Annotated in this window: 12 protein-coding genes; 10 read left to right on the top strand and 2 right to left on the bottom strand. The window is 72.7% G+C overall.

From position 1 onward, the window contains the following. Window positions 1-93 precede the first annotated feature (93 nt). Complete coding sequence (locus OG562_RS04650; protein ID WP_266393864.1) at window positions 94-1122, bottom strand: LacI family DNA-binding transcriptional regulator; 1029 nt, start codon at window positions 1120-1122, stop codon at window positions 94-96. Window positions 1123-1313: 191 nt separating this feature from the next. On the opposite strand from OG562_RS04650, the gene OG562_RS04645 reads away from it, so the two are divergent. From OG562_RS04645 to OG562_RS04615, 7 genes are all read left to right on the top strand, one after another. After that, window positions 1314-2630, top strand: coding sequence for a sugar ABC transporter substrate-binding protein (locus tag OG562_RS04645; RefSeq protein WP_266393862.1), 1317 nt, complete (start codon window positions 1314-1316; stop codon window positions 2628-2630). 114 nt (window positions 2631-2744) lie between these two features. Beyond that, window positions 2745-3707: a carbohydrate ABC transporter permease gene (locus OG562_RS04640; RefSeq protein WP_266393860.1), complete on the top strand. Its 963-nt coding sequence runs from the start codon at window positions 2745-2747 to the stop codon at window positions 3705-3707. Window positions 3708-3730: 23 nt separating this feature from the next. Then, window positions 3731-4552 carry a carbohydrate ABC transporter permease gene (locus OG562_RS04635; protein WP_323187643.1) on the top strand — a complete coding sequence of 274 codons (822 nt, stop codon included), beginning with the start codon at window positions 3731-3733 and terminating at the stop codon, window positions 4550-4552. A 66-nt stretch (window positions 4553-4618) separates the two neighbouring features. Continuing rightward, window positions 4619-6553, top strand: coding sequence for a glycoside hydrolase family 127 protein (locus OG562_RS04630; RefSeq protein WP_266393855.1), 1935 nt, complete (start codon window positions 4619-4621; stop codon window positions 6551-6553). Window positions 6554-6770: 217 nt separating this feature from the next. Next, the gene (locus tag OG562_RS04625) at window positions 6771-7727 is read left to right on the top strand and encodes a GlxA family transcriptional regulator (protein ID WP_266393853.1); all 957 of its coding nucleotides are present in this window, start codon (window positions 6771-6773) and stop codon (window positions 7725-7727) included. 108 nt (window positions 7728-7835) lie between these two features. Continuing rightward, window positions 7836-8834, top strand: a complete 999-nt coding sequence (gap, locus tag OG562_RS04620; protein WP_266393849.1) for a type I glyceraldehyde-3-phosphate dehydrogenase — start codon at window positions 7836-7838, stop codon at window positions 8832-8834. Window positions 8835-8916: 82 nt separating this feature from the next. After that, window positions 8917-9840, top strand: a complete 924-nt coding sequence (locus OG562_RS04615; protein WP_266393847.1) for an RNA polymerase sigma-70 factor — start codon at window positions 8917-8919, stop codon at window positions 9838-9840. Window positions 9841-9865: 25 nt separating this feature from the next. On the opposite strand, the gene ligA is transcribed toward OG562_RS04615, so the two are convergent. Beyond that, entirely contained in the window at window positions 9866-11974 is a 2109-nt protein-coding gene (gene ligA, locus OG562_RS04610) for an NAD-dependent DNA ligase LigA (RefSeq protein WP_266393845.1), read from the bottom strand. Window positions 11975-12173: 199 nt separating this feature from the next. Here ligA and OG562_RS04605 point away from each other — a divergent pair, with 199 nt between their 5' ends. The 3 genes from OG562_RS04605 (at window position 12174) to OG562_RS04595 (ending at window position 16867) form a co-directional block, all read left to right on the top strand. Further along, window positions 12174-14339 (top strand): HEAT repeat domain-containing protein, encoded by a 2166-nt coding sequence (locus OG562_RS04605; RefSeq protein ID WP_266393843.1) that lies wholly within the window; start codon window positions 12174-12176, stop codon window positions 14337-14339. A 166-nt stretch (window positions 14340-14505) separates the two neighbouring features. Then, the gene (locus tag OG562_RS04600; protein WP_266393842.1) at window positions 14506-16194 is read left to right on the top strand and encodes a carboxylesterase/lipase family protein; all 1689 of its coding nucleotides are present in this window, start codon (window positions 14506-14508) and stop codon (window positions 16192-16194) included. Between the two features lie 91 nt (window positions 16195-16285). Beyond that, window positions 16286-16867 (top strand): PadR family transcriptional regulator, encoded by a 582-nt coding sequence (locus tag OG562_RS04595; protein WP_266393840.1) that lies wholly within the window; start codon window positions 16286-16288, stop codon window positions 16865-16867. Window positions 16868-16912: the final 45 nt, after the last annotated feature.

The following is a 16912-nucleotide window of genomic DNA, read 5'->3' as shown; positions in this document are numbered from 1 at the left end:
GCGGAAAACTGCCTAAAAGGTTTTCGCAACGTAGGAGCGAGCTGATGAGGTGTCAAGAGAGAAGTCTGAGGCCCCAGTTCACGGCAGGCCGGTTCAGGACAGCGGCGCCGTCGACCCCCTGATCACCACCCGGCAGGGCAGGGTCTCCACGCCCGAGCGCCGCGCCCCGGCGATCGCGCCGAACAGGGCGTGCGCGGCCGCCCGGCCGACCTGCTCCAGGTTCATGTCGACGCTGGTCAGGGGCGGGCGGGAATCCGTCGTCAGGACCTGCCAGTTGTCGAAGCCGATGACGGAGATGTCCTCCGGCACCCGACGGCCGCGCTCCCGCAGGACGTCCATGACCCCGCGGGCGATCTGGTCGCTGCCGCACAGCACGGCGTCGACCTCCGGATGCCGGTCCAGCAGCAGCGCCGTCGCGGCCCGCCCCCAGCCCTCCGACCAGGCCCCGAACCGGGGTTCGCCGACCGGGGCGAGACCCGCGGCGACGAGCGCGGCCAGGGCCCCCCGCGCCCGGTCGTGCGCCGCCGCGTAACCGGTGTCGCCGGTGATGTGCGCGATCCGGGTCCGGCCGCAGGCCAGCAGGTGCTCCACGGCGATCCGGCCGGCGTCGACGCTGTCCGGGACGATGGACAGATCCTCCGGATCGTCCGACGGCGCGTACGCGTAGACCACGGGAACGGGCAGCTCACGGCCCAGGGACGGGCGGGGATCGGTCCGGCTGCCCACCACGATCAGGCCGTCGACCCGGCGCCCGAGCAGCGCCCGGACATGGTGCTGCTCGCGGATCGCGTCCCCGCGCGCGTCGCAGAGGAAGACCGCTACCTCGCCCGCGCCGAAGGCGTCCTCGGCGCCCATGAGGATCGGGATGCCGAACCGGCCCTCCAGGTCGCTGGTGAGCAGCCCGACCGTGCCCGTCCGCCCGGCGAGCAGGCCACGGGCCAGCTGGTTGGGCCGGAACGACAGCCGCTCGGCCGCCTCGACGACCCGCTCCCGGGTCTCGGCGCGCACCTGGCTGCGGCCGTTGAGGGCCTTGGACGCGGTGGCGAGGGACACGCCCGCCAGCCGGGCGACGTCGCTCAGCGTGGCGGGATGCGGACGAGAGGGGCCGGCAGCCGGTGTCATGGATGGTTCTCCTGTCTCGCGGCGCGTGGGTAAACGGTACGCGAGTTGTTTCGGCCGGGACGTGTCCAGACGGTTTTCACAGTTTCGGCGGACCCTTCGTAACCGCTTACGGCAGGGGGATTGACGGCCCATCAGTCGGGTCCTAGCTTTCAGAAAGCCTTTTCGGTTCGTTTCTGTCGAGGGGGATCGTCATGAGGAGCACGACCGGACCACGTGGACAGCTGCACAGGCTCGTTACCGGCGCCATCGCGCTCCTCGCCGCCGCGAGCCTGGTCACGGCCTGCGGCTCGGGAGAGGGCGGCTCGGGCAGTGGGGGCGGAGGGGGCGCGGCGGATGCCAAGGGCGTCGACGACGGCGCCACGCTGACGATGTGGACGCGCGCGGCCACCCGGCCGCAGAGCGAGGCCCTGGTGAAGGCGTACAACGCGAGCCACGAGAACAAGGTCGAGCTCACCGTCATCCCCACCGACGACTACCAGGCCAAGATCGGTGCGGCCGCCGGCTCCCGCGATCTGCCCGACCTGTTCGCCTCGGACGTGGTGTTCGTGCCGAACTACACCTCCAGCGGGCTCTTCGCCGACCTCACCTCCCGCATCGACGCCCTGCCCTTCGCCAAGTACCTCGCCCAGTCGCACATCAAGGCCGGCACGTACGAGGGCAGGAAGTACGTCGTGCCGCACACCCTCGATCTGTCGGTGCTCTTCTACAACAAGGAGCTCTACCGGCGGGCGAAGCTCGACCCCGAGAAGCCGCCCGCCAGCCTGCGCGAGTGGGACCGGCAGGCGCGGGCCGTGGACGCGCTGGGCGGCGGCGTCGACGGCACCTTCTTCGGCGGAAACTGCGGTGGATGCGGTGTCTTCACCTGGTGGCCGTCCATCTGGGCCGGGGGCGAGGAGGTCCTGAACGAGGAGGGAACCGAGGCCCGGCTCTCCTCCGACACCGCGAAGAAGGTCTACGAGACGTACCGGGGGTGGGTGCGGGACGACATCGTCGCCCCCGGCGCACGCGACGAGACGGGCGCGACCTGGACCGGGGTCTTCCCCAAGGGGAAGGTCGGTGTCATGCCGATGCCGTCGACCACCCTGGGGCTGATGCCCAAGGACCTCGACCTCGGAGTCGCGCCCATCCCCGGACCCGACGGCGGCGAGTCCACCTTCGTCGGCGGCGACGCCATCGGGGTCTCCGCCACCAGCAAGTCGGCCGACCAGGCCTGGAACTTCCTCGCCTGGTCCCTGGGCGAGGAGGCGCAGGTCGACGTGGTCGCCGCGCACAAGGACGTGGTGGCGCGCACCGACCTCGCCTCCAACAAGTACTCCGACGCCGACCCACGGCTGGTCACCGTCAACCAGCTGGTGGCGCACGGACGCACCCCCTACGCGCTGAAGTTCGGCCAGACCTTCAACGACCCCAACGGGCCGTGGCTGAGCCTGATGCGCGACGCCGTGTTCGGCGACGGGACGTCCGTGGACAAGGACAACAAGGCGGTCACCGCTTCCCTCTCCGACTGACCGGCACGTCCCCCTCCGTACGCCCCCTTCCGCACCCCCTGTTGCACTCCCCCTCCGCACGCCCCACTCTCCGGCACCCCCTCCTACGTCACCCGGCAACGGCAGAGGAGAGCCATGCAGGTGAAGGAAGCCGACCCGGCGGCGGCCGAACCCCGGACCCGGACCGAACGCCGGGTCCGCCCGGCCCGGGCCACCGCGTCCCGGTGGCGGTCCCGCAGGGTCCAAGGGCTCGGCTACGCCGCCCCGACAGCCGTGTTCGTCACCGTCTTCTTCCTGCTGCCCCTGCTGCTCGTCGGACAGATGTCCCTCAGCGACTGGCCGCTGCTCGCGGGAGACCGGGGCGGCAACGCCCCGGAGAACTACACCGACGTCACCGACAGCGCCCTGTTCTGGCCCGCGCTCCGCTTCACCCTCCTCTACACCGCGATCGTCACGGTCGTCCTCCTCGGCCTCGCGCTCCTCCTCGCCCTGCTGGTCCAGGAGTCCCGCCCCGGCGCGGGCTTCTTCCGCACGGTCTACTTCCTGCCCGGCGCGCTCGGACTGGCCTCCGCCTCGCTCCTCTTCTGGGGCCTGTACAGCCCCACCACCGGGCCGCTCGGCACGATCCCGGAAAGGCTCGGGATCGTCGACGAGCCGGTGTCCTTCCTCGGCACGCCGACCTCCGCCCTGCTGTCGACGGTCTTCCTCGTCGTCTGGAAGTTCGCCGGCTTCTACATGCTGATCCTGCTCGTGGGCCTCCAGCGCATCCCCCACGAGCTGTACGAGGCGGCACGGATGGACGGCGCCGGGCGCGGCCAGATCTTCCGCGGCATCACCCTGCCGTTGCTACGGCCCTCCCTCGCCCTGTCCCTGCTGCTCAGCGTCACCGGATCGCTGCTCGCCTTCGACCAGTTCTTCATCCTCACCAAGGGCGGGCCGGACAACAGCACGGTGACCGTCGTGCAGTTGATCTACCGGGAAGCCTTCCAGCGCCTCGACCTCGGCACCGCGGCGGCCCTCTCGATCATCGTGCTGGGCGCGCTGCTGCTGCTCAACGTCCTGCAGTTCCGCGGTCTGCGCCACGCCGACGAGTCATGACCACCTCGCCAAAGGAGACACCGGTGCTCACCCGCGCCCTCGGCCGGACGCCCTACTACGTCGTCGCCGGAGGTCTGGCCGTCATCTTCCTGTTCCCCCTGGTGTGGAACACCTGGGCCTCGGTCAGCGAACAGCCCGGCACCGCCCAGGAGTCCGGCTACGGCCTCGGCAACTACCGCACACTGCTCGACTACGACGCGGGCCTGTGGCGGTACCTCCTCAACAGCACCGTCGTCTCGGCGCTCACCGTCGCCCTGACGCTCGGGGTGTCGCTGCTGGGCGGCTACGCCTTCGCCCGCTTCGAGTTCCCTGGCAAGAACCTGCTGTTCCTGCTGACGCTGGCCATCCTCATGGTCCCCTACGCCACACTCCTCATCCCGCTCTACGTGCTGCTCGGCAGGCTCCACCTCCAGAACTCGCTGATCGGGCTGAGTCTCGTCCTGGCCATGTTCCAACTGCCGTTCGCCACCTTCATGATGCGGATCTCCTTCGAGGCGGTGCCGCGCGAACTCGAGGAGTCGGCGCTCGTCGACGGCTGCGGCACGGCGGGCGCGCTGCGCAGAATCCTCCTCCCGGCGGTGCGACCCGGGCTGATCACCGTCGGGCTCTTCGCCTTCCTCGCCGCCTGGAACGACTTCGTCGCCCCCCTGATCCTCATCTCGGACAGCGAGAAGGCGCCCCTGCCGCTGGCCGTCGCCAACCTGCGGCAGCAGAGCATGGGCGCCGTGGACTACGGCGCCACCGAGGCGGGCGTGGTGGTCCTCGCCGTGCCCTGCCTCCTCCTCTTCCTGCTGCTGCAACGCCACTACGTACGGGGGTTCATGTCGGGCGCACTCAAGGGCTGAAGCACGGACAACCGAGGCGAACCATCGAGAAGGACCGCTGAAGGGACGTACCGAAGGCATGAACTGGTGAGGGAGAACACGGCGGGGGCGCCCGTCCTGCCGGCGTCGCCGACCCGAGGCCGGCTGCGGCCGCTGGGGCTCGACGAGGTCAGGATCACCGGGGGCTTCTGGGCCCGGCGTCGACACGTCAACGCGACCGCCACACTCGACCACTGCCGTGACTGGATGCAACGCGTCGGCTGGATCGGCAACTTCCGCGCAGCGGCCGAGGGGCGAATCCCACGGGACCGCACCGGACGAGAGTTCGCCGACTCGGACGTCTACAAGCTGATGGAGGCCATGGCCTGGGAGGGCGGCCACGACGCGGAGACCGCCGCGCTCACCGAGACCATCGCACCCGCCCAGGAACCGGACGGCTATCTGAACACCGCCTTCGGCCGCCCCGGACAGCAGCCCCGTTACAGCGACCTCGAATGGGGCCACGAACTGTACTGCTACGGGCACCTGATCCAGGCGGGCGTCGCCCAGATCCGGGCGCGCGGCGAGGGCGAGCTGGCGAAGATCGCCCGGCGCGCCGCGGACCAGGTGTGCGCCGTCTTCGGCCGGGGCGGCATCGAGCGCGTCTGCGGACACCCCGTGATCGAGACGGCCCTGGTCGAACTGGCCCGGGCGACGGGCGAGCAGCGCTATCTCGACCAGGCGGCGCTCTTCGTCGACCGCCGCGGGCACGGCACGCTCGCCGAGATCGAGTTCGGCCGCGCCTACTACCAGGACGACGTCCCCGTCCGAGCGGCGAAGAGCCTGCGCGGGCACGCCGTCCGCGCCCTCTACCTCGCGTCCGGGGCCGTCGACGTGGCCGTCGAGACCGGGGACGAGGCCCTGCTGGCCGCGGTCGTACGGCAGTGGGAGGCGGCCGTCGCCCGGCGGACGTATCTGACCGGAGGCATGGGCTCCCACCACCGGGACGAGTCGTTCGGCGACGACTTCGTCCTGCCGCCCGACCGCGCCTACTCGGAGACGTGCGCCGGCGTCGCCTCCGTGATGCTCAGCTGGCGGCTGCTCCTCGCCACCGGCGAGCCGCGCTTCGCCGACCTGGCCGAGCGGACCCTGTTCAACGTGGTCGCGACCTCCCCGTCCGAGGACGGCCGCGCCTTCTTCTACGCCAACACCTTGCACCGGCGCCGCCGGGGCGCCGTACCGGCCGTGGACGCCGACAGTCCGCGCGCCGAGTCGAGCCTGCGCGCCCCCTGGTTCGCGGTGTCCTGCTGCCCGACCAACGTGGCCCGGACCCTCGCCCAACTGCCCGCGTATCTGGCGACGGTCGACGACCACGGCGTCCAACTCCACCAGTACGCCGACGCGGAGATCGCCACCGGCGGCCTCGCACTGAGCGTGCGCACCGACTACCCCTACGGCGGGAGCGTCGCCGTACGCGTCGACCGCACCCCGGACCGTCCATGGACGCTCTCCCTGCGCGTTCCCGACTGGACCCGGGGCGACACCGCGTGGCTGACCGCCCCCGACGGGTCCCGACGAGCCGTCGCCCCGGGCACGGCCGCGATCACCCGGGTCTTCCGGCCCGGCGACGAGATCCGGCTCGACCTGCCCGTACGGCCCCGCTGGACCGTGCCCGACCCGCGCGTCGACGCCGTACGCGGCACCATGGCCGTCGAGCGCGGGCCCCTGGTGTACTGCGCCGAGTCCGTCGACCTGCCGAACGGCCACGACGTCGACGCGGTCCGAGCCGACCCGTCGACCGCGCCGCAGGACGGGCCGGGCGACACCGTCGTGGTCGCGGGAGACACCACGGCGTACGACGCACAGCCCGACGACTTCTGGCCGTACCGTCCGCTCGACGCCCCGTCCGGTCCGCAGGCCGCCCAGCCTGCGGGGATCGTCCTGGTCCCGTACCACTCCTGGGCGAACCGCGGGCCCTCGACGATGAGGGTGTGGCTGCCGACCCCCGGCTCACCGCCAGGGGACACCGACGACGACCGCTGACCGGAGTCCGAGCAGGTCCCCACCTCCCACCCGCCGCCGGCTGTTGAGACGCACCGCCGGGAGCGCGGCGGCGACCCCTTCGTCGCGGCTCCGGCGGCTCCGGCGGCCCGGCGACCGGGTCCGGATCTGCCCTGGACGATGGACGATCCCGCGGCACTGACGGCGACCGGGGCCAGGACGGCCCCGATCGGCCCGCACCGCTGCGTACCCTGGCTCCGTGTCAGCCTCCCGCCTGCGTCGCGTCGCCGTTCTCGTGCTCGAGGGTGCGAAGCCGCTCGACGTCGGAATCCCCGCGCAGGTGTTCTCCACGCGCGCGAGCATGCCGTACGAGGTGCGGCTGTGCGGCGCGGCGCCTGGTCTTGTGACCGGCGGCGACGGCCTTTCGTACCACGTCGCCCATGGCCTTGACGCGCTGGCGTGGGCGGACATCGTCTTCATCCCCGGTTATCGGTTCCCGGACCGCGACGATCCGCCGCAGGCCGTCGTCGATGCGCTGATCGCCGCCCACGCCCGCGGCGCGCGGCTCGCCGCCATCTCGACGGGCGCCTTCGCGCTCGCCGCGACCGGCCTGCTCGACGGCAGGCGTGCCACGACGCACTGGCACTACACGCGGGCGCTGGTGGCGAGGCATCCGCTCGTCCAGGTCGACGAGAACGTTCTGTTCGTCGACGAGGGCAGCGTGCTGACGTCGGCCGGCGCCGCCTCGGGCATCGACCTGTGCCTGCACATTCTGCGCGGCGACCTCGGGGTGGCCGCATCGAACCACGCGGCCCGGCGACTGGTCGCGGCCCCCTACCGCAGCGGCGGTCAGGCGCAGTACGTGCCGCGCAGCGTGCCCGAGCCGCTGGGCGAGCGGTTCGCCGACACCCGCGAGTGGGCGCTGCACCGGCTCGACGAGCCCCTCACCCTCGAGATACTGGCCCGGCAGGCAGCGGTCTCGCCGCGCACGTTCTCGCGGCGCTTCGTGGAGGAGACCGGGTACACGCCCCTGCAGTGGGTCATGCGAGCCCGTATCGACATGGCCCGTGAGCTGCTCGAACGCTCACAGCGAGGCGTCGAGCAGATCGCCGCCGACGTCGGCCTCGGCACCGGAGCGAATCTGCGGCTGCACTTCCAGCGCATCCTCGGCACCACGCCGAGCGAGTATCGGCGCACCTTCGCCCAGGGCGAGTAGCCCCGCCGGCGGCACCTGGCGCGATCCTTTTGAACCATGGCGATCCCGCCACTGTCAGCGGCGGACGCCGCGAGCGAGCCTTGGTGGCGAACCGAAGGGACAGCATTCATGACTCGCATCGCCATCAACGGATTCGGCCGCATCGGACGCAACGTGCTGCGCGCGCTGCTCGAACGCGACAGCGCCCTCGAGATCGTCGCCGTCAACGACCTCACGGAGCCCGCCGCCCTCGCGCGACTGCTCGCCTACGACACGACGGCCGGCCGGCTCGGGCGCCCGGTGACCGTCGACGGGGACGACCTCGTCGTCGACGGCCGTCGCATCAAGGTGCTCGCCGAGCGTGAACCGGCGCAGCTGCCGTGGGCCGAACTCGGCGTCGACCTCGTCCTCGAAGCGACCGGCCGCTTCACGTCGGCCAAGGCCGCCGGCGCCCACCTCGACGCGGGCGCGAAGAAGGTGCTGGTCAGCGCGCCGTCGGACGGTGCCGACGTCACGCTGGCGTACGGCGTCAACAGCGACGTCTACGACCCGGCCCTGCACACGATCGTGTCGAACGCCTCGTGCACGACCAACGCGCTCGCACCGCTGGCCGCGGTACTCGACGAGCTCGCCGGGATCGAGCACGGTTTCATGACGACGGTGCACGCCTACACGCAGGAGCAGAACCTGCTGGACGGTCCGCACCGCGACGCGCGTCGCGCCCGAGCCGCCGCCGTCAACATCGTGCCGACCACGACGGGCGCCGCCAAGGCGATCGGCCTCGTGCTGCCGAACCTGGCCGGCAAGCTGTCGGGCGACTCGATCCGGGTGCCGGTTCCGGTGGGCTCGATCGTCGAGCTCAACACGACCGTCGCCCGTGACGTGACGCGCGACGACGTGCTGACGGCGTACCGCGCCGCGGCGGACGGGCCGCTCGCCGGCATCCTCGAGTACTCGGACTTCCCGCTCGTGTCCTCCGACATCACGGGCAATCCGGCCTCGTCGATCTTCGACTCGGCCCTCACCCGGGTCGACGGCCGGCACGTGAAGGTGGTCGCCTGGTACGACAACGAGTGGGGTTTCTCCAACCGTGTGATCGACACGCTCGAACTCCTCGCCACCCGCTGACCCCCGGACGGGCGTCCCGCTCATGTCACAGTCGGCCCGGCTGTCTCGTCTCAGGTACGAGACGAGGAAAGGAAGGGCTGACGTGACCCGAGTCGAGGAGTTCGAGGAACTGCGGCCTCTGCTGTTCTCCATCGCCTACCGGATCCTGGGCAGTGTGAGCGAGGCGGAGGACGCGGTTCAGGAGACCTGGCTGCGCTACGAGGTCTCCCCGACCCGGCCCACGTCGACCAAGGCCTTCCTCTCGGCCACGGTGACCCGGGTCTCGATCGACGTGCTGCGCTCGGCCCGTGTCCGGCGGGAGAACTACGTCGGCGAGTGGCTCCCCGAGCCGCTGCTCACCGACCCCTACGAGGATCCGGAGCGCTCGGCGGAGCTGGCCGACTCGGTGTCGATGGCGGCCCTGCTGCTGCTCGAACGCCTCAGCCCGCTGGAGCGGGCGGTCTTCGTGCTGCGGGAGGTGTTCGCCTTCGGCTTCCCCGAGGTCGCCTCGGCCGTGGGGCGCTCGGAGACGGCGTGCCGCCAGCTCGCGGTGCGGGCGCGGCGGCACATGGACGCGGGCCGTCCGCGGTTCGAGGCGGACCGCCGGGAGCGGGAGGAACTGGCGGCGCGGTTCTTCGAGGCGCTCCGGGAAGGCGACGTCGCCTGCCTGCGGGAGCTGCTCGCCGCCGACGTGTCGCTGGTCGGGGACGGCGGCGGCAAGGCCCCGCAGCTGGCCAGGGCGATCATCGGCGCCGACCCCGTGGTCCGGCTGCTCACCTCGTACTTCCCTGTGCTCGTGCGGATCGACGTGACGCTGGAGCCGCACGAGGTGAACGGCCGGCCGGGCGCGGTCTTCCGCGACCGGGACGACAAGGTGCTCAACACCTGGACGCTCGACGTGCTCGACGGCCGGATCCAGACCATCCGCTCGGTGATGAACCCGGACAAGCTCGCTCACCTGGGACCGGTGGCCGACGCCTGGTCCCTCAGCCGCGAGGCGAATCGGGCGCGTCGGCTCACGGAATGAACGGACGTGAGAACCGAAGGTGTCGCTACGCCGTCGCGTCGAGGTAGTCGGCGACCAGGACGGCGAACTCGTCCGGGGTGGCGAGGCGGACGCCGAGGGTCTCGGCCTTGGTCCGCTTGGAGCCGGCGGATTCGCCGGCGACGACCAGGGCGGTCTTCTTGGAGACGCTGGAGGAGGAGCGGCCGCCGGCGCGTTCGATGAGCTCGTTCATCTGGTTGCGGCTGAGCTTCTCCAGGGGGCCGGTCATCGCGCCGGTGACCACGACCGTCATTCCGGCGAGCGGTCCGTCCGCGGCTTCCGGGGCGGCCGTCGCGCCATCGACGCCGCTGTCGGCGTCGGCGTCCGTGGGGGCGGGCGGAGTGGCCCCGGGCTCGGTCATGTTGACGCCCGCCGCTGCGAGTCTGTCGATGAGCGGGGCGAGTTCGACGAGTTCGGCGACGATGGACGGGGCCTTCTCGGTGCCGATGCCCTCGACCCGCTGCATCGCCTCGGCGTCGGCGGCGCGGATCGCGTCCATGGTGGCGAAGTGCCGTGCGATACGGCGGGACATGGAGCGGCCGGTGCCGCGCACGCCGAGTGCGCACAGCACCCGGGACAGCGGCTGCGCCTTGGCCGTGTCGAGCGCGGCGAGCAGGTTGTCGGTGCTGGTCTCGCCCATCCGCTCCAGGCCGAGCAACTGGTCGCGGGTGAGGGCGAACAGGTCGGCGAGGTCGGTGACCAGCCCGGCCTCGACGAGCTGGACGACCCGGGTGTGGCCCAGGCCTTCGACGTCGAGCTGGTCGCGTCCGGCGGCGTAGGAGAGGGAGGCGACGAGGTGGCAGTCGCGGCCGTTCGCACAGCGCCAGCGCTGCTCGCCGGTGTCGATGGCGGAGCCGCAGCGGGGGCAGGTCTCGGGGAAGACGATGGTCTGCTCCTCGCCGGTGCGCAGGTGCGCGACGGGCGCTTCGACGCGGGGGATGACGTCGCCGGCCCGGTGCACCATGACGTGGTCGCCCAGGCGCAGGTCACGGCGGGTGATGTCGGCCGGGTTGTGGAGGGTGGCGTAGGTGATGGTGGAGCCGTCGATCTCGACCGGCTCCAGGACGGCGCGGGGGGCGATGACGCCCGTACGGCCCACGTTCCACTCCACGGCCAGGAGCCGGGTGATCTTCTCCACGGTGCGCAGTTTGTAGGCGGTCGCCCAGCGTGGGGCGCGCGATCCGGATCCGGCGGCCTGTTGGTCGGCGGCCAGATCGGCCTTGACGACGATCCCGTCGATCCCGAACGGCAGCCCCGGACGCAGGGCGGCGATCTCCTCCACCCGGGCCAGGACCTCCTCGACGCCGGCGGCCGTGACGCCGGGGACGGCGGTGGACGCGGTGGTGTTCACCCCGTACGCGGCCGCCTGGGCCATGAGCTCGCTGTGCGCGAGGCCGGACAGCCGCGCGGCGAGCGCCGGCTCGGTGCCGGCGTGGGGCAGCAGGCCGTACGCGAAGAACGTCATCGGCACCGTGTAGGCGCGGTCTCTGGCCCGCAGGGTGCCCGCGGCGGCGTTGCGCGGGTTCGCGAACGGCGCCCCGCCGTGCGCGGTGCGGACCTCGTTGGCGTGCTCGAACTGGGCGGTCGTCATCAGGACTTCGCCGCGCACTTCGACGGTGACGGGCTCGGCGAGCTCGGCCGGCAGGCCCTCGACGGTGCCGATCGCGTGCGACACGTCCTCCCCGGCCGTCCCGTCGCCCCGCGTGATCAGCCGGTCGAGGCGGCCTTGGGTGTAGCGGGCCGCGATCGCCAGACCGTCCAGCTTCGGCTCCACGCTGAACCGCTCCGCCTCGTGGCCGATCCGCCGCGCGAGCGACGCGGTCCACGCGGTGAACTCCTCCGGCGAGAACACGTTGTCCAGGCTCAGCATCGCCACCGTGTGCGGAACGTCCCCCTCCACTGCCCCGCCGGCCACCTTCCCCGTCGGCGAGTCGGGCAGCACCTCGTCGGGATGGTCGGTCTCCCACTGCGCGATGCCGCGCACGAGGCGGTCGTAGGCGTCGTCGTCCAGGACCGACGTGCCGCCCGTGTAGTAGGCGGCCGAGGCCTTCACCGCGTCCTCGACCGCCTGGGCGTAGGCGGCGGCGTCCACGAGTACAGCTGCAGGAGTCGTCATGTCGGCCATCCTGCACGCCACCACTGACAACGCCGTCCGCGTAGGGCCTGGCGGGGCCTCAGGGGGCGTTGAACAGGTCCCGGCGGCCGGACAGAACAACCGGAAGACAACCCAGCAGGGCGTCAGTCAGACCCCGAGCCACGGCCACCGGGACCTGAGTATCAGCATCAATGTCAGACCCGCCTGCCATGATCCGGGCATGGATCTCGTACGCGCACTCGACGGCCTGGACGCCCACCCGTGGGCCGACGCCACCCATGCCTACGGCGGCGCCGAGGATCTGCCCGATCTGCTGCGGGCCCTCGCGGGCGACGACGCCGACATCGCGGAGGGGGCCGTCTCGGATCTGTACGGCAGCGTGTTGCACCAGGGCACCGTCTACGCGGCCAGCGCCGAGGTCGCGCCCTTCCTGGCGCGGATCGCGGCGGCCGGGCACAGGACGGCCGACGTCCTGCTGCTGCTCGGGGGCATGGCCGAGAGCGAGGACGAGCACGGCGTCCCGCCGGGCGCCGTGCGCGCCGCGGTGACCGCACAACTGCCTTTGCTCATACCGCTGTTGAGGGACGCCGACCCCGGCGTACGGCAGGCCGCCGCGTGGGCCGTGGCGCACACCCGCGCGGCGCACGACGTGCTGCCCGCCTTGCGCGAGCGCTGGGCGGAGGAACCGGAACCGCTGGTGCGGGCGGAACTCCTCGGCGCCCTGGCCCGGGTGGAGGCCGCGGACGTCGCCGTCCTCGCCGCGGAGCTGCTGGCCCCGGACCGGCCGGCACAGCTCCGGCTCGCCGCCGTCCTCGCCTCCCTGGACGCGGGAGTCGCCTGGGGCGCGGAACACCACAGCGCCATGCTCTCCGTGCTGCCCGCGAGCGAGCTCGGTGGTGAGCGGTTCGACCTGGACCGTGCGGAGCCGCTGCGGTGGGTCGTCGCGGAACTGCTGTGCCGGGGCACGGACCACGACCTCGCCGCGACGGCCGATCTGCTGGTCGCCGCCCTGCGCGACGAACGGCCCGAGGTCGTGGCCGAGGCCGCCTGGGCGGCCGCCGAGGCCGTCCGTGTCTCACGAGGCGTCGGCGGACCGCTGCTGCCGACGCTGCTCGGGCTGCTCGACGACGCGGACTCGGCGCGCGAGGTGCTGTCCCTCCTCGCGACGCTGGGACCGGCCGCGGCGGCAGCCGCCCCGGCACTCGTCGCCCTGACGACGAAGGACGATGCCGACGAGCGTGCCGAAGGACCTGCTGGAGGACCTGCCGACGACCTCGCCGACCGTGCGCTCGTCGCGCTGGTCCTCGTCGCACCGGACCGGGCGGCTCCGCTGCTCGCCGAAGGGCTCGGACGGCGGCCCCAGGCCTTGTACGCGGCCGCCGGGTTCCGGGTTCCGGTCGACGCGCCCTTCCCGTTCGACGCGGAGCTGCTGACCGCCGTCCGCGCCCGGCTGGCCTCGGGCGGCCTCTCCGGCAACGAGCCGTTCCAGCTGCTGGCGCTGCTGCGGCGGTGGGGCCCGGCGGCCGCCCCCGCGCTGCCCGAGCTGTGCGAGGCCCTCGCCAGTCATCCGCAGCCCGCGGCCACGGCCGTCGCGGCGGTCGCCGCCGACTGCCCGCCCGACGAGCGCCGACGCGCCGTGGAGGCGCTGCGCGCACACGCCGACGACGGGCCGCTCGCCGTCGCCCGGGCCCTGTACGACCTGACCGGCGAGCCGACGGAGCTGCTGGCCCGGCTGGCGCACGACCTCGCGGGCAAGCGGGACGGCGTCAGGTTCGCGGCCGTCGCCGCGGGTGAACTGGGCGCGCGGGCGCAGCTGTTGGCCGAGTCGCTGCGTGCCGCGCTCAGCACCGCGGAGGATCAGTGCGTCTCGCCCGTGCTCGACGCCGACGTGGCGGTGGCCGAGGCCCTCTGGCGGATCACCGGGGACGCCGAGACCGTGGTCCCGGTGCTGGACTCGGTCTTCGTCCGGGCGGCCGGCAGCGTGTGGTTCCGGTGGAGCGCGATACGGGCCGCGCGGGCGGCCGCCCTCCTCGGGCCGGCCGGACGTCCGCTCGTGCCCCGGCTGGAGGCGTTGCTCGCCGACCCCGAACAGGCGCCGACCGCCGTGCTCGCCCTCGTGGCCGTCGCCGACCCGGACACCCTGGACCGTCCGGCGCTGGCCGGCGTCGTGCTCACCTCGGCCGAACAGGAGGCGGACGCGCAGGGCGCGTGCGACGCGCTCCTCGCCCTGGGCGGCGGCGCCCTGACCGCCGACCACGCCCGCAGACTCGCCGAGCTGGCGGAACGGGACCTGCGCGTGATCCGGTCGGGCCTGGAGGGCGAGATCGTCCGCAACGACGAACGACTGCGGGCACGCGCCCGAGAGGTGCTCGCAGCGCTGGGCTGACGGCCGTCTGGGGCCCTGCGTAAATCGCTGGCGAGCGGGCTGGTTCGGCTGGATGATCCGGAGTGTCCGTTCTGCCGCGGTCGCCGTCGATCGCGCTCCGCCCCGGAGAGGGGCCGGAGGGACCGGAAGGGCCGCAGGGGCGCAGGTACCGGGAGAGGGAGTTGTGATGACCGTTGCCGCGGGTGGGTCGTCCGAGTCGTCCGAGTGGTCCGGGTCGCGGCCCGAGGTCCGGGTGGCCGCCGGGGCACTGCGCGGCAGCAGGGAGGCGGGTCTGGCCGTCTTCCGCGGCATCCCCTTCGCCGAACCGCCCGTCGGCGCGCTGCGCTTCGCCGCACCACGGCCGGCGCGCCGCTGGGACGGGGTGCGGGAGGCCGTGTCGTACGGTCCGCCGCCCCCGCAGGCCGGCGCCTTCGGCATGGACGCGCTGGCGCGGGACGCGGCGGGCGACGACTGGCTGACGGTCAACGTCTGGTCGCCCGAGCCGCAGCGACACCCGCACCCGCGCCCGAACCGGCACGCGGACTCAGCACCGGTCTCGGACCCGGACCCGGACCCGGTCTCGGACCCGGACCCGGTCTCGGACCCGGACCCGGTCTCGGGCCCGGACCCGGTCTCGGGCCCGGACTCAGGGCTTCCGGTCATGGTGTGGATCCACGGCGGGGCCTACTCGATCGGCATGTCCAGCCTCCCCGAATACGACGGCGCCCGTCTCGCGCGGGACGGCGGGGTCGTCGTGGTGACGTTCAACTACCGCGTCGGCATAGAGGGCTTCGCGCAGATCGAGGGCGCGCCCGCCAACCGGGGCCTGCTCGACCAGGTCGCGGCTCTGGAGTGGGTGCGCGACAACATCCGGGCCTTCGGCGGCGACCCGGACCGCGTCACCGTCTTCGGGGAGTCGGCGGGCGGCGGCTCGGTCGCCGCGCTGCTGGCGATACCGCGCGCGGCCGGGCTGTTCCGGCGGGCGATCGCGCAGAGCGTGCAGGGTACGTTCTTCTCCCCGGCGCTCGCCGCCGACATCGCCGCCGCCTGCGCCGCCGAGCTGGGACTGCGGCCCACGGCGGCCGACCTGTCCACCGTGGCCCCGGCCCGACTGTCCGCCGCCGGTGACGCGGTCGCCGCCAAGACGGCCCAGTGGGCGGAGCGTTGGGGCCGGCCCGCGCACCGGTCGATCCCGTTCTCGCCCGTCGTCGACGGTGATCTTCTCCCGGTCACCCCCTGGCAGGCCCTGGCCGACGGTGCGGGCCGGGACATCGAGCTCGTCGTCGGCCACACCCGCGAGGAACAGCGACTCTTCACCGTGATCGAGGGCCTGCTCGGGCAGGTGACGGAGGAACTCGCGGCGACCGCCCTGGAGGTCTTCGCCCCCGGCCCGGACGGTGCACGCCGTTACCGTGCCGGCTTCCCGGACGCGGGCCCGGACGAGCTGTACGAACTGGTCCACTCGGACTGGGCGTTCCGCATGCCGAGCCTGCACCTGGCCGAGGCGCAGATCGCCGGCGGCGGCCGGGCCCACCTCTACGAGCTGACCTGGCCCGCCCCCGGCATGGGAGGCGTGTTCGGCGCCTGCCACGGCCTCGACGTGCCGCTCGTCTTCGGCAACCTGAGCGCCGGTCAGCCCGCCGTGCTGATCGGCGGAGATCCCTCCCCGGAGGCGGAGGCGCTGTCCGCCCGGATGCGCGCCGCGTGGACGGCGTTCGCCGCCCACGGCGACCCCGGCTGGCCCGCGTACGACACCGGCCGACGCCTCGCGCAGCTCTTCGACACCCGGCCGACCGTCACCGCCTACCCGGAAGCGACCTCCCGTCTGCTCTGGCAGGACCACCCCTTTCCCGTGCTGCCGCTGCTCGGCCCGTAGTCCGTAGCCCGCAGTTCGCAGTTCGTAGTTCGCCGTCCGACCCTCATGTGGTCGCCCCGTTGACTAATCAACAGGGTGTTACGTTTGCTTCATGGCTCTTCGCAACGCGGTGATGGCGGCGCTTCTGGAGGGCGAGGCGTCCGGATACGACCTCGCCAAGGGGTTCGAGGCCTCGGTCGCCAACTTCTGGATGGCGACCCCGCAGCAGATCTACCGCGAGCTGGAGCGCATGGAAGGCGAAGGGCTCGTCGCCGCTCGCGTCGTGCTGCAGGAGCGCCGCCCCAACAAGCGCCTCTTCTCGCTCACCGAGGCCGGACTCGCCGCCGTGCACGCCTACACCGCCGAACCTCCCGCCAGGCCCACCGCGATCAGGGACGAGCTGCTGGTCAAGGTGCAGTGCGTGGACGTCGGCGACATCGGGGCCGTACGGGCCGCCATCGCCGAGCGGATGGAGCTGGCCGCGGCCAAGACCGTGCGCTACGAGCGGATCCGGGAGCGGCTGCTGGCCGGACGCACCGAGGACGAGTTCTTCGACACCGCCGAACGCATCGGGCCCTACCTCACCTGTCTGCGCGGCCTGGCCCTGGAACGGGACAACCTGACCTGGGGCGAGATGGCCCTCGAACGTCTCGGCCGACGCGCGGGGACACGCGACTCCCCGGCCGACGACTGACAGGGCAGGCCGCAGGGGCGGGCCGGACGGACTACGTCACCGGCG

Source organism: Streptomyces sp. NBC_01275 (assembly GCF_026340655.1).
Taxonomy (GTDB): Bacteria; Actinomycetota; Actinomycetes; order Streptomycetales; family Streptomycetaceae; genus Streptomyces.
This window is presented reverse-complemented; position numbering and strand designations above follow the sequence as displayed.

Excerpts from the sequence above, each read along its gene's own strand:
- OG562_RS04595 (WP_266393840.1), top strand. The coding sequence starts at position 16,286 with ATGGCTCTTCGCAACGCGGTGATGGCGGCGCTTCTGGAGGGCGAGGCG.
- gap (WP_266393849.1), top strand. The coding sequence starts at position 7,836 with ATGACTCGCATCGCCATCAACGGATTCGGCCGCATCGGACGCAACGTG.
- OG562_RS04605 (WP_266393843.1), top strand. The coding sequence starts at position 12,174 with ATGGATCTCGTACGCGCACTCGACGGCCTGGACGCCCACCCGTGGGCC.
- ligA (WP_266393845.1), bottom strand. The coding sequence starts at position 11,974 with ATGACGACTCCTGCAGCTGTACTCGTGGACGCCGCCGCCTACGCCCAG.
- OG562_RS04650 (WP_266393864.1), bottom strand. The coding sequence starts at position 1,122 with ATGACACCGGCTGCCGGCCCCTCTCGTCCGCATCCCGCCACGCTGAGC.
- OG562_RS04640 (WP_266393860.1), top strand. The coding sequence starts at position 2,745 with ATGCAGGTGAAGGAAGCCGACCCGGCGGCGGCCGAACCCCGGACCCGG.
- OG562_RS04600 (WP_266393842.1), top strand. The coding sequence starts at position 14,506 with ATGACCGTTGCCGCGGGTGGGTCGTCCGAGTCGTCCGAGTGGTCCGGG.
- OG562_RS04645 (WP_266393862.1), top strand. The coding sequence starts at position 1,314 with ATGAGGAGCACGACCGGACCACGTGGACAGCTGCACAGGCTCGTTACC.